Here is a 12322-nt window from a genome sequence, read left to right on the forward strand (position 1 = left end):
CAAAATAGGTCACCGTTGAAATAAACGGGCCTTAGAGGGCCGAATAGCCCATAATTCTCAGCTTAACTTGATAGGGTTAACAGTCGGATGTTCCATGTCAGGAGAAACGTTTCTATATGAGTCCCGAAGCTAAACCGGATCAGACTGAAAACGAATACGGAGCCGGAGATATCCAGGTTCTTGAAGGACTCGAGGCGGTACGCAAACGCCCGGGTATGTACATCGGCTCTACCGGGCCGCGTGGTCTTCACCACCTCGTTTACGAAATTGTTGATAACTCGGTTGACGAGGCGCTTGCCGGTCACTGTGATCACATCGAAATCACGATCCTCAAAGACGGCGCCGTTCGCGTTGTTGACAACGGTCGAGGCATCCCCGTCGACATCCACCCGGTCGAGAAGAAATCGACGGTTGAAGTCGTTCTCACCATCCTGCACGCCGGTGGAAAATTCGGCGGCGGCGGATACGCGGTTTCCGGTGGTCTGCACGGTGTTGGTAGCTCCGTCGTGAACGCCCTGTCAACCAACCTCGAGGTTGAGGTCCGACGCCAAGGTAACGTCTATCGCCAGCGCTTTAGCATTGGTGTTCCCGACGCACCGCTCGAAAAGGGCGAGGCATCCGACGAGACCGGAACAACCATTACCTTCTGGCCAAGCCCAGACATCTTTGAGACGGTTGAGTTCGACTACGACACGCTCCGCAACCGTTTCCAGCAGATGGCGTTCCTAAATAAGGGTCTGCGCATCTCTCTCAGCGACGAGCGCGTTGTTGAGGTTGAAGAGGGCGAAGAAGAGCCAAAGCCCCGCAGCGATGTCTTCCACTACGAGAAGGGCCTCGTCGACTACGTTGAGTTCCTTAACAAAGCCAAGCGCGCCGACATCGTGAACGAAGAGATTATCTCGTTTGAGCTTGAAGACCCAGAGAAGAAGATTGCTCTTGAGGTTGCCATGCAGTGGACGACCTCGTACACCGAGAGCGTGCACACCTACGCAAACACGATCAATACTCACGAGGGTGGAACCCACGAAGAGGGCTTCCGCGCTGCGCTGACGACACTCGTCAACAAGTATGCGCGCGAGAAAAATATCCTTCGCGAAAAAGACGACAACCTGTCCGGCGACGACGTGCGCGAGGGCCTCACCGCCGTCGTATCGATTAAGCTCGGCGAGCCCCAGTTTGAAGGTCAGACGAAGACCAAGCTTGGCAACACCGAGGCAAAGGCATTTGTTCAGAAGGTAACGGGCGATCAGCTCGGCGACTGGTTCGGTCGTAACCCCATCGCGGCCAAAGAAATTATCCGTAAAGCCGTTCAAGCAGCAACCGCCCGTATGGCAGCCAGAAAAGCCCGCGAAACCGCGCGCCGCAAGGGGTTGCTTGAGGGCGGCGGAATGCCAGGAAAGCTCAAAGACTGCCAGTCGAAAGACCCGTCAATCTCTGAGATTTTCATTGTTGAGGGTGACTCGGCCGGCGGTTCAGCCGTTCAGGGCCGCAACCCAGAGACGCAGGCCATTCTTCCGCTGCGAGGCAAGATCCTCAACGTTGAGAAGGCGCGCCTCGATCGCGCACTCGGAAACGCCGAGGTTCAGGCAATGATCACTGCCTTCGGTGCGGGAATCGGTGACGAATTTGATCCGGAAAAGGCCAGGTACCACAAGATCGTTCTCATGGCCGACGCCGATGTTGACGGTCAGCACATCACCACCCTGCTGCTCACGCTGCTCTTCCGTTACATGCGCCCGCTGATCGACCAGGGGTACGTCTACCTGGCCCAGCCGCCGCTGTACCGCCTCAAGTGGTCAAACGCCGAACACGAATATGTGTACAGCGACGAAGAGCGCGACGACCGTCTGGTCAAGGGACAGGCCGCAGGCCGACGCATCCCGAAAGACAACGGAATTCAGCGGTACAAGGGTCTTGGCGAGATGGACTACAAGGAGCTGTGGGAAACCACGATGGCACCTGAGACCCGCACGCTGCTGCAGGTCACACTCGACGACGCGGTAGCAGCCGACACCATTTTCTCCACCCTCATGGGTGAAGACGTGGAAAGCCGTCGAACATTTATTCAGCAGAACGCGAAGGATGTGCGGTTCCTCGACATCTAGACGGGCTACGGATGCTGGACCCACGAAGGGCCCCCGACATCCACTCCCCCACCTGATCGTTTGGAATACACGACTCGACCCCTAGTGACGAGTGAGAAGAGACATGGCAGAAGAAATCACAGCAGCACACGACCACGGCAAGATCAACCAGGTAGACCTGCAGCTCGAAATGCAGCGCAGCTACCTCGACTACGCAATGAGCGTGATCGTTGGACGAGCTCTTCCTGAGGTTCGTGACGGGCTGAAGCCCGTACACCGCCGCGTAATTTACGCGATGTACGACGGCGGTTACCGCCCAGACCGTGCATTCTCGAAGTGCGCCCGTGTGGTTGGCGACGTCATGGGTCAGTTCCACCCGCACGGTGACAGCGCCATTTACGACGCGCTCGTTCGGCTTGTGCAGCCGTGGAGCCTCCGTTACCCGCTCGCACTTGGCCAGGGAAACTTCGGTTCGCCCGGTAACGATGGCGCTGCTGCCCCCCGGTATACCGAGACCAAGATGGCGCCCCTTGCCCTCGAAATGGTTCGCGACATCGACGAAGATACCGTTGATTTCCAGGACAACTACGACGGTCGCACGCAAGAGCCTGCGGTGCTGCCAAGCCGCTTCCCCAACCTGCTGGTCAACGGATCCGTTGGTATTGCGGTTGGAATGGCTACCAACATCCCACCACACAACCTGCGTGAGGTCTCAGAGGGTGCCCTGTGGCACCTTGCGAACCCGGAGGCGAGCCGCGACGAGCTGCTTGATGCTCTCATGGAGCGCATCAAGGGACCAGACTTCCCAACGGGAGCCCAGATCCTTGGCACACAGGGCATCAAGGATGCCTACACCACGGGCCGCGGCTCGATCACGATGCGTGCCGTTGTTAGCGTTGAAGAACTGCAAAACCGCACGTGTCTTGTCATCACCGAGCTGCCATATCAGGTCAACCCTGACAACCTGGCGATCAAGATTGCCGACCTTGTCAAGGACGGCAAGATCGGTGGCATCGCCGACATTCGCGACGAGACGAGTGGTCGCACCGGCCAGCGCCTCGTGATTGTGCTCAAGCGCGACGCGGTTGCCAAGGTTGTACTGAACAACCTGTACAAGCACACGCAGCTGCAAGAAAACTTTGGCGCCAACATGCTCGCGATTGTGGATGGCGTGCCTCGCACCCTGCCCATCGACGGCTTTATCACCGCCTGGGTTGCCCACCAGATCGTAGTGATCGTTCGCCGCACGAAGTTCCGACTTCGCAAGGCTGAAGAACGCATGCACATCCTGCGCGCGTATCTCAAGGCGTTGGATGCGCTCGACGAGGTTATTGCCCTCATCCGCCGCTCCCCCACCGTTGAGGAAGCCCGCGACGGACTTATGGACCTGCTCAAGGTTGACGAGCTGCAGGCCCGCGCAATCCTCGACCTCCAGCTGCGCCGACTGGCCGCTCTTGAGCACCAGAAGATCGTTGAAGAAGCCACGGAGCTTGAAGAAAAGATCAAGGAATACAACCACATCCTTGAGACGCCGGCTCGCCAGCGCGAGATCGTGAGCGAAGAGCTCACCGAGATCGTTGAGCGTTTTGGCGACGATCGCCGCACCGAAATCATGATGGGTTACGGCGGCGACATGTCGATCGAGGACCTCATCCCTGAAGAGGAGATGGTGGTGACGGTGACGCGTGGTGGCTACGTCAAGCGCACGCGCAGCGACAACTATCGCAGCCAGCACCGCGGCGGCAAGGGCGTCAAGGGCGCCCAACTGCGCGCTGACGATATCGTTGAGCACTTCTTCGTGACCACAACGCACCACTGGCTGCTGTTCTTCACCAACTCTGGCCGCGTATACCGCGCAAAGACCTACGAGATCCCAGAGGGCGGCCGCGACGCGAAGGGTCAGCACGTCGCAAACCTTCTTGCACTGCAGCCCGACGAGCAGATTACGCAGATTCTTGACATTCCAAACTACGAGGCCGCGCAGTACCTGCTGCTCGCGACCCGTGATGGACTCGTGAAGAAGACTGCACTCACCGAGTACGACACCAACCGCTCCGGTGGCATTATCGCCATCAAGCTTCGCGAGGGCGACGAGCTCGTTTCTGCCCTGCTGGCTAACGACGATTCGGACATCCTGCTGGTGTCGCGTAAGGGCATGTCGATTCGCTTCACGGCAAACGACACCGCCCTTCGCCCGATGGGCCGCTCAACGAGTGGCGTTCGGGGCATGGGATTCCGTGAGGGCGATCACCTGCTCGATGCCAGCCCGGTTGCCGACGACGCCTTTGTGTTTGTGGTTACCGAGGGTGGATACGCCAAGCGCACGTCAGTAGACGAATACCGTGTCCAGAACCGCGGCGGCTTCGGCGTGAAGGTTGCAAAGCTCGACGAAAACCGTGGCGACCTTGTTGGCGGTCTCATCGTCGACGAGACCGACGAGGTCTTGGTTGTGCTCGCGAGTGGTAAAGTTGTGCGCTCTGCGGTTGCTGAGGTTCCCGCAAAGGGCCGAAACACCATGGGCGTCGTGTTTGCGAGATTCCCAGACAACGATCGTATTATTGGAATCGCTCGAAATTCAGAACGTAATCTCGAGACCGAAGATGCCGATGCTGAAGACGCCGAGGGTGGCCCAGCAACGGATGCAACAGAGAAGGACGTAACGGATGAGCAATAGTGTCGCTGATAAGCTCGCGCATAAATCCCGCAAGAAGGCGCCAGCCAAGCAGGTTCGACTCAAGCTCGTCTACGTAGACTTCTGGTCTGCGGTCAAGTTTTCGTTCCTCCTGTCCCTGAGCGCGGCCATCATCATGGTCGTTGCGACGTTCCTCGTCTATATGGTGCTGAGCCAGACGGGAATTTTTGACAAGGTCAACGAGCTGTTCATGGAGATCGTCTCAGGAGACGAATACAACCTCATGAGCTTCCTTGGACTCGCGCAGGTGATGGGATTTGCCATCATCGTTGCTGTTCTTAACACAATTGTTGGAACAGCTCTCGGTGCAGTTTCCGCCGTAATCTACAACCTCATTGTGAAGATTACGGGCGGATTCCAGCTGGGATTCACCAGCAGCTAAAAAAGTTTTCCCCTAGAAATTCCGCGGTTTTTCGCAGAGTTGCTGTCTCGATTGTGACTTCTGCGAAAAATCCGGTAATGTTTCTTCGTGGTCAACGGGGCTATAGCTCAGGTGGTTAGAGCGCTTCACTGATAATGAAGAGGTCCCAGGTTCAAGTCCTGGTAGCCCCACAGAGTGTGTATGATAGAACGGTTGCGTTCTTGAAATGCGGCTCACCCGTAAGGGGCCTTAACTCAGTTGGTAGAGTGCCTGCTTTGCAAGCAGGATGTCAGGAGTTCGATTCTCCTAGGCTCCACAGGAAAGAAACAGAAACCCCGCCCAAGTGGCGGGGTTTCTGCGTATGCGGCCTCAGCGCTTGTGGCCCCTGTTGGCGCCCCATGTAGTGGCCCCATGCTGGCGGCCTCCTGTGTTAGTCACCCCTTGTTGGTGGCCCCTGTTTAGTCGCCCCCATGTTCGAGTCACTCCCCACCACCCAGAACATTCCACCACCCGCAATCGACGGCGGGAAATCCACCCTATTTTTCGCGGAGGGCGGTGGATTTCCCGCCGCCGATCGTCAACCGCAATGGTTGGGTCAGGGGGAGCATGATGTTGTGTGTCCTTGGGGGTTACAGGCATGCGTATGGAATTACTGGATGGGGGCTGGCACCGCATGGGCATCCTATAAAAACGACTGGGTGGTGATCGTTGGACACAACACTCCCCACACCTGGCGCGTACGGCGCATTTGGCGCATTAAACGACTGAACCCACCCCGGAGGGTGGGTTCAGTTCTAAAACTCGCTCAGGCGGCGATTTACGAGTTCTACTCGCGCGTGCCGCCGACGTTGAGGTCTATTCGGCGTCGTCGGCCGCGATCCAGAGCTCATCATCAGCGCGGAAGGTCTGCCACAGGGCATAGCCAACACCAACAGCCGCGGCGACGCCGAGTCCGATGGCGAAGAAGCTTCCTGCTGAGCGGCGCTTCGGCTGCTTGACCTTGAGGCCGGCGCGATCGCCAAGCTTCACAAGGCTGTCGGAGGCGCGACGAGCGCGGGGGCTGTCTGCAGCCTCGAGCGCATTTACTGCGCTGATGAGGGCGGCCGTCACAGCGGGTGCCGCGGTGCGACGGATGGTCTCCGCTGCCTGGCGTGCGCTGCGAACGCCCCGATCGACCGTTGGTCGAACGGTGTCATACGCTTCGTTGACCTTTGGGGCAACGTATTCGTCTGACAGGTGTTTTGCTTGAACGCCTGCTTCGAGCATGACGTCCTTTGCACGATCGAGAACAATCTTCTGATCGTTGAGTACGTCTTCTGCGTACGACTTGAGCTTCTTAAGTTCGCGTTTGCGCTTGCGTGAGAGCGACACAGTGGGTTCCTCCGCTTCTAATCGGCGCTTGTTGATGGGCATCTACGCCTAATAATTCAACGCTACACCGAATCACGTCCTCATGGCATCAGCGTCGCCATGCTCTTTGCGCACTCCCACCGTGTTCACACCCTGATTGCCCGTTTTCTCGTTTGGTGCAAACAAAGTCGCCAACGGGATGTTCGCTGACAGGTGATCGCCGCCCAGCGTCGAGACCGGCATTTGTCCGGGTCCGCAAGTAGAATCGAGCCATGGCTCAACACACTGCAGTAGCAACCCTCGACACTAACCACGGCACGATTGTCATCAACCTGTTTGGTGACCACGCCCCGAAGACGGTAAAGAACTTCACCGATCTCGCCGAAAAAGACTTTTACAACGGCGTGATCTTCCACCGCATCATCCCTGGCTTCATGATTCAGGGTGGAGACCCAACAGGTACGGGCACTGGCGGCCCCGGATACACCTTCGACGACGAGATTCACCCAGAGCTCGGGTTCAGCGAGCCCTACATCCTTGCAATGGCTAACGCTGGCAAGCGTCCCGACTCGTTTGGCAAGCTCGCCGGAACCAACGGTTCGCAGTTCTTCATCACGGTTGGTGACACCGACTGGCTGCGTGGCAAGCACACGATCTTCGGCGAGGTAGCCGACGACGCCTCGAAGGCAGTTGTCGACGCAATCGCGGCCGTGCCAACGCGCGGGGCAGATAAGCCGGTTGACGACGTCGTCATCAACAGCGTCACGATCGAAGCGGTCTAGGTTTTATTCATGAGTGCAAGCTATGGCGAGCGGGTGCCGGAGAAATCTTCGGACACATGCTACCGGCATCCGTCTCGCCAGAGCTTTGTACTCTGTCAACGCTGCGGCAGAACAATCTGCACCGACTGCCAAACGCAGGCACCGGTTGGCGTCATCTGCCCTGAGTGCCTGAAGCAGGGCCAACCAAAACAGCGCCCGGTTTCTCAGCGGGTTGGCCGGGTTCTTGCATCAGACAAACCCGTCATCACCTACGGCATTATCGCCATTTGTGCGGTCGTGTACCTGTTCCAGTGGCTCACGGGCGGCCTGGTTACGCAGGCACTGTGGTACGCGCCCTTGTACAGCCTTCCGGGCGACACCTTCCCCGCCGGAGTAGCGCAGTTTGGGTTTGAGCCATGGCGCATGATCACATCGATGTTTGCGCATTCGACGGGGTTCCTTCTCCACATTGTGTTTAATATGTACACCCTGTGGATTTTCGGGCGAATGCTCGAATCATTCCTTGGCAAACTTCGGTTTGCCGCTCTCTATCTTGTGGCCGGCTTTGCTGGCTCCGTCATGGTCTTGCTCTCCGGCTACATGAATATCGATTACCTGCGGACTCCTGTTGTTGGCGCATCCGGTGCCATCTTCGGTCTCATGGGGGCGTTCCTCATTGTCCAACGCAAGTTGGGGTCAAACGTCACGCAGCTCCTGGTATTGCTGGCCATCAACTTTGGAATCAGCTTTATGCCAGGCACCAACATTGCGTGGCAGGCGCACGTTGGTGGTTTCATCGGTGGTGTCGTCATTGGGCTCATCTACCTGAATACGCGCAAGCCGTCACAAAAGTGGCTGCAGCTCGGGCTCATGATTGCCTGGTCGGCCGTCCTCATTGCGCTGAGCTTTGCCTACTTTGTCTGGTCGCCCCTCCAAGTCAGCGTGTAACGCAGAAGTTTTCCACAGGCTGTTCACAAGTCTGTACACAACAGAAGAGCCTCGCACCGTGTGGTGCGAGGCTCTTCGTGTCTGTTCGGGGTGTCCTTCGTGGATCTCAGTCGTTGATTGCTTCTCGGGCTAGCCCGTCAGCGTCTGAATAAAGTTATCCACTTAAGTTATCCACAATCTTCTCCACAGTTGGGGAAAACTACACCAATGTAATTCAACGAGTTGTGGAAAGGTTCTTGGGATAGGGACGGGGCAGACTAGCGCCAGCGTGTTGTCATCAAGAATCCGACAAACATGATGCCGAAGCCAACGAAGATGTTGCCCTGGCCAAGTGCCGGTACCGGCAGCCACAGGCTGCCGCTGAGATAGAACACGATGATCCAGATCAGGCCGAGCAGCATGAAACCAAACATCACCGGCTTAAACCAAACCGGGTTGGGCGCTTGCTCGTCTGGAGCCAATGGCTGTGCCTTTGACTTGGCCTTCTCGACCGACGATTTCTTCTTACTGACCTCTTTGGATGCTGCCATAGCTAAGAGTTTAGCCAATAAATTAACTCACCGGGCATTCAGGCGAAACCACCTACAATAATGGAATGGCCAGTGAACCCCCTACACCGAGCGCATCTTCGCCGCTCGATGACCTCATGGCTGCCTCAGAGCAGCCATACGAGGCTCGGCGTCGACCCAAAAACCGCGTCAAACGCCGCAAGACAACCGTGACCGGCGTGCTCGGTGAAATCCTCATTACCGGCGGCGTGCTGGTACTTGGCTTTATCATCTGGCAGCCACTGTGGTCAGCGACGGTTGTTGCAGACAAGCAGCGCGAGGCATCCCAGACCGTGAGTTCGCAGTGGCGCGACCAAGCTGAGACGCAGGCTCCTGCATACGATGGTGAGATTCCTATTCCAGCTAAGGTTGACCCCGGTCAGCCAATGGGTGTTCTCTACGTGCCAGCGTTTGGTGACAACTTCCAGTCAACGATTGGTGAAACCACCGACCTGCCAACAGTCCTTAACGTGCCGGATCTTGGCACTGGACGCTACGAGAAGACGCAGCAGCCCGGAGAACTTGGCAACTTTGCCATGGCAGGCCACCGATCAGGATGGGCTCCAACTCCGTTCCGCGAGATCATGAACTTCCGCGTTGGCGACCCCATCTTCGTTGAGACCCCGGTCGGCTGGTACACGTACCGCTTCCGCGCGCTTGAATACGTGCTGCCTACTCAGTCTGACGTGCTGAACCCGTTCCCGCGACTCGAAGGCGTTGAGGTCACCGACCGGCTCCTCACCATGACCACGTGTCACCCCAAGCTTGCAGGAAGCGAGGAGCGCGTGATTAGTTACGCGGTCTTCGACTCGTTCCAACCGCTCAGTGATGGGCCACCACAAGAACTCATGGACCTCAACCCGAATGTGAAGGGCTAGCAATGTACGGTGCAATATGGCGACTGCTCCCTGGACCAGTCTGGCTCAAGATTATTGAGTCGCTCATTCTTGTCGCGGCCGTGGTTTACTGCCTCTTCTTCTTTGTGTACCCGTGGGTGTCGACGCTCCTTCCCGAACCAGGATCAACGGTCGGCGAATAGATGACGCGCATCCTCGTCATCGATAATTTTGACAGCTTTGTCTACACGCTCAACGGGTATCTGCAGCAGCTTGGCGCAGATACCGAGGTTGTGCGAAATAACACGATTGCTCCGGAGGATGCGCAGGCAGCGCTCGAGGGATACGACGGTGTGCTTCTTTCGCCCGGTCCGGGTGCGCCGGCCGACGCTGGCGTATCCATCGCGATGGTCCACGCGGCCATAGCTACGGGCACTCCGCTACTGGGTGTGTGTCTCGGACACCAATCAATCGCCGAGGCGATGGGTGCGACCGTGACACATGCGGACGAGCTCATGCACGGCAAGGTATCGACCGTCACGCACGACGGCAGTCAGTTTTATGACGGCGTTCCGGTGTCGTTCACCGCGACTCGGTACCATTCGCTTGCGGTTGTTACCGACACCGTTCCCGAAACCGTCGTGGTGAACTCAGCGACCGCATCCGGCGTCATCATGGGCCTTCGGCATCGTGATGCTGAGGTGTACGGTGTGCAGTTCCACCCAGAGTCGGTGCTTACCGAGGGCGGATACAACATGCTTGGCAACTGGCTCGAAGTTGCCGGTCTCCGTGGCGCGGGGCTGAAGGCGACCACGCTCAGCCCGCTCATGAGCGCCTAAGCTGAACTGCTTCCACTCATAACCCGTCAGAGGGCACAAACACGCTCCTATGAGCGTTCTGCGCTCGGCAGGACGACTTTGGGGCGCTTCGTCTCGACCTATGCGTTGCAGTACGTGATGGTGATGACGGATCCCTGCGGATGGCGACCCTCGGCAAGCGACTGCTCAACGATGGGGTTGCCCTCAACCCGGGCGCATCCGCCGTTGGGAACTAACTGAACGTCGAGCTGCAGGCCCTGCAAGACGTCGCGAGCAACCGTCATTCCCTGGCCGACAACGTTGGGGACAGATACCTGACCGTTTGAAACGTGAAGATCAACCGTTGTGCCCTTTGGCACAGACTCGCCGGCAGCTGGAGTTGAGCCAATGACAGAGTTCTCGGGAAGGCTCGGGTCCTCGACAGAGTCGATCGTGCCGACCTTCAGACCGAGTTCGGTGAGCTGCTGCTTGGCATCGTCGACATTGAGCCACTGGACGGTGGGTACGCTGACATGCTTTGGACCAGTTGACACGTAGATGCTAATGACGGTCTCGGGGGCCACCTTTGTGCCAGTTTCTGGGTCAGTACGAATGACCTGGCCCTCTGGGATATCGGCGTTTTCCTCCTGAAACGGTTGCACAATGAGGTCGAGCTTTGACAGCGTGTCTGTCGCGCTCTCTTGTGTGGCACCAGTGAGGCTGGGAACAATGCGAGTTGCGTCGGGCACGATCGACTGCGGCGCGAGGGTCAGGAGCCAGAAGGTTACCGCCACGATGATGACACCGATGCTGAGGATGGCCGCCCAGGTCCACATGACGGGCGGACGGTTCTGCGTGCGCACGACGGTTGGTGACTCGGACAACTGCTTGAGCGCCATTTCCGACTCAGAGAGTGGAGCGTTTGTGGTGCCAAAGATGGACTCTTCGAGTTCGTTGGCCGAGCGGAAGTCTGGCACGGTGCCGGTCGCGGCGAGTTTGACGTAGTCGCGGAACTCGGCCGCCGACTGGTACCGCTTGGTGCGGTCTTTTGCGAGTGCCTTGAGGACAACTCGGTCGAGCGCCTCGGAAACGTCCGGATTGCGTGTGCTTGGGGCAACAGGTGGCTCGCTCACGTGCTGGTAGGCAACCGCAACCGCCGTGTCACCGCGGAAGGGAACTTTGCCGGTCAGCATCTCAAAGAGCACGATGCCAGCGGAGTAGAGGTCGGTGCGGGCATCCACAGTCTCGCCCTTTGCCTGCTCCGGCGAGAAGTAGGCGGCGGTGCCAAGGATGGCCGTGGTTTGGGCAACCGTTGATGAGGTGTCTGAGATTGCGCGCGCGATGCCAAAATCCATGACCTTGATCTGGCCTGTTGGCGTGATCATGATATTGGCGGGTTTGATATCGCGGTGAACAACGCCTGCGCGGTGGGAGTACTCGAGAGCGGTCAGCACGCTCTCCATAATGCGGCAGGCTTCGTCTCCCGCCAGCGGGCCGGATGCGAGGACCTCTTTGAGGTTCTGGCCTTCGATGAACTCCATGACAATGAATGGCAACTGCATCTGCGTGCCGTCCGGAGTCTGCATGAGGTCGTCGCCGGCGTCATAGACGCGCACGATCGTTGGGTGAGCCATGCGGGAAGCCGACTGCGCCTCTTGGCGGAAACGGTCGCGGAATGCGGTGTCGTTAGCCAGTGCGGCCTTGAGAATCTTGATGGCGACCGGGCGACCCAGCTTCATGTCTGTGCCACGGAACACGGTCGACATTCCACCGTGGCCAATGAGCTCTCCAACAATGTAGCGCCCTGCAAGAACGCGCTGTGGGTCGGTCACGGATGGCCTCTCTTGGTGGATGTGCTGAACTTCTTTATTCTAGGTTGCCTTAGGTAACAACAACCTGGGTATGTGGTTGGGACACCGCGCACAACGGCATCCCAACCCCCAAT

Annotated in this window: 11 protein-coding genes and 2 tRNA genes; 10 read left to right on the forward strand and 3 right to left on the reverse strand. The window is 58.0% G+C overall.

The annotated features are described in order from the left end of the window. Positions 1-116: 116 nt before the first annotated feature. From gyrB to FHX76_RS12600, 5 genes are all read left to right on the forward strand, one after another. Positions 117-2105: a DNA topoisomerase (ATP-hydrolyzing) subunit B gene (gene gyrB, locus FHX76_RS12580; RefSeq protein ID WP_167151131.1), complete on the forward strand. Its 1989-nt coding sequence runs from the start codon at positions 117-119 to the stop codon at positions 2103-2105. A 103-nt stretch (positions 2106-2208) separates the two neighbouring features. Beyond that, positions 2209-4758 (forward strand): DNA gyrase subunit A, encoded by a 2550-nt coding sequence (gene gyrA / locus FHX76_RS12585; RefSeq protein ID WP_167151133.1) that lies wholly within the window; start codon positions 2209-2211, stop codon positions 4756-4758. After that, positions 4748-5158: a DUF3566 domain-containing protein gene (locus tag FHX76_RS12590; protein WP_167151135.1), complete on the forward strand. Its 411-nt coding sequence runs from the start codon at positions 4748-4750 to the stop codon at positions 5156-5158. Before gyrA ends, FHX76_RS12590 begins: the two co-directional genes overlap by 11 nt. A 96-nt stretch (positions 5159-5254) precedes the next feature. Beyond that, positions 5255-5328 (forward strand) — tRNA-Ile (locus tag FHX76_RS12595). Positions 5329-5380: 52 nt separating this feature from the next. Continuing rightward, positions 5381-5453: transfer RNA gene (locus FHX76_RS12600), tRNA-Ala, on the forward strand. 539 nt (positions 5454-5992) lie between these two features. Here the strand turns inward: FHX76_RS12600 and FHX76_RS12605 are convergent. Then, a complete protein-coding gene (locus tag FHX76_RS12605; protein ID WP_167151137.1) occupies positions 5993-6508 on the reverse strand; it encodes a DNA/RNA helicase in 516 nt (171 codons plus the stop codon). Positions 6509-6759: 251 nt separating this feature from the next. Between FHX76_RS12605 and FHX76_RS12610 the strand changes: the two genes are divergently transcribed. Both FHX76_RS12610 and FHX76_RS12615 read left to right on the forward strand, forming a co-directional pair. Then, positions 6760-7269 carry a peptidylprolyl isomerase gene (locus FHX76_RS12610; RefSeq protein ID WP_167151139.1) on the forward strand — a complete coding sequence of 170 codons (510 nt, stop codon included), beginning with the start codon at positions 6760-6762 and terminating at the stop codon, positions 7267-7269. 9 nt (positions 7270-7278) lie between these two features. Next, a complete protein-coding gene (locus FHX76_RS12615; RefSeq protein ID WP_167151141.1) occupies positions 7279-8196 on the forward strand; it encodes a rhomboid family intramembrane serine protease in 918 nt (305 codons plus the stop codon). Between the two features lie 257 nt (positions 8197-8453). On the opposite strand, the gene FHX76_RS12620 is transcribed toward FHX76_RS12615, so the two are convergent. Further along, a complete protein-coding gene (locus FHX76_RS12620; RefSeq protein ID WP_167151142.1) occupies positions 8454-8726 on the reverse strand; it encodes a cell division protein CrgA in 273 nt (90 codons plus the stop codon). Between the two features lie 65 nt (positions 8727-8791). On the opposite strand from FHX76_RS12620, the gene FHX76_RS12625 reads away from it, so the two are divergent. Genes FHX76_RS12625 through FHX76_RS12635 form a run of 3 tightly spaced genes read left to right on the forward strand, consistent with a single transcriptional unit; the run spans position 8792 to position 10419 of the window. After that, positions 8792-9622, forward strand: a complete 831-nt coding sequence (locus tag FHX76_RS12625; protein WP_243848792.1) for a class E sortase — start codon at positions 8792-8794, stop codon at positions 9620-9622. Positions 9623-9624: 2 nt separating this feature from the next. Continuing rightward, positions 9625-9783: a hypothetical protein gene (locus FHX76_RS12630; protein ID WP_167151144.1), complete on the forward strand. Its 159-nt coding sequence runs from the start codon at positions 9625-9627 to the stop codon at positions 9781-9783. Then, the gene (locus FHX76_RS12635) at positions 9784-10419 is read left to right on the forward strand and encodes an anthranilate synthase component II (RefSeq protein WP_167151146.1); all 636 of its coding nucleotides are present in this window, start codon (positions 9784-9786) and stop codon (positions 10417-10419) included. A 98-nt stretch (positions 10420-10517) separates the two neighbouring features. Here the strand turns inward: FHX76_RS12635 and pknB are convergent, their stop codons facing one another. Further along, positions 10518-12209, reverse strand: a complete 1692-nt coding sequence (pknB, locus tag FHX76_RS12640) for a Stk1 family PASTA domain-containing Ser/Thr kinase (protein ID WP_167151148.1) — start codon at positions 12207-12209, stop codon at positions 10518-10520. Between the last annotated feature and the right edge of the window lie 113 nt (positions 12210-12322).

Origin of the sequence: Lysinibacter cavernae (assembly GCF_011758565.1) — a bacterium.
Classification (GTDB): domain Bacteria; phylum Actinomycetota; class Actinomycetes; order Actinomycetales; family Microbacteriaceae; genus Lysinibacter; species Lysinibacter cavernae.

Bases quoted from the DNA above. Each gene is read 5' to 3' on its own strand.
- gyrB (WP_167151131.1), top strand. From the start codon at position 117: ATGAGTCCCGAAGCTAAACCGGATCAGACTGAAAACGAATACGGAGCC.
- gyrA (WP_167151133.1), top strand. From the start codon at position 2,209: ATGGCAGAAGAAATCACAGCAGCACACGACCACGGCAAGATCAACCAG.
- FHX76_RS12590 (WP_167151135.1), top strand. From the start codon at position 4,748: ATGAGCAATAGTGTCGCTGATAAGCTCGCGCATAAATCCCGCAAGAAG.
- FHX76_RS12610 (WP_167151139.1), top strand. From the start codon at position 6,760: ATGGCTCAACACACTGCAGTAGCAACCCTCGACACTAACCACGGCACG.
- FHX76_RS12615 (WP_167151141.1), top strand. From the start codon at position 7,279: ATGAGTGCAAGCTATGGCGAGCGGGTGCCGGAGAAATCTTCGGACACA.
- FHX76_RS12620 (WP_167151142.1), bottom strand. From the start codon at position 8,726: ATGGCAGCATCCAAAGAGGTCAGTAAGAAGAAATCGTCGGTCGAGAAG.
- FHX76_RS12625 (WP_243848792.1), top strand. From the start codon at position 8,792: ATGGCCAGTGAACCCCCTACACCGAGCGCATCTTCGCCGCTCGATGAC.
- FHX76_RS12630 (WP_167151144.1), top strand. From the start codon at position 9,625: ATGTACGGTGCAATATGGCGACTGCTCCCTGGACCAGTCTGGCTCAAG.
- FHX76_RS12635 (WP_167151146.1), top strand. From the start codon at position 9,784: ATGACGCGCATCCTCGTCATCGATAATTTTGACAGCTTTGTCTACACG.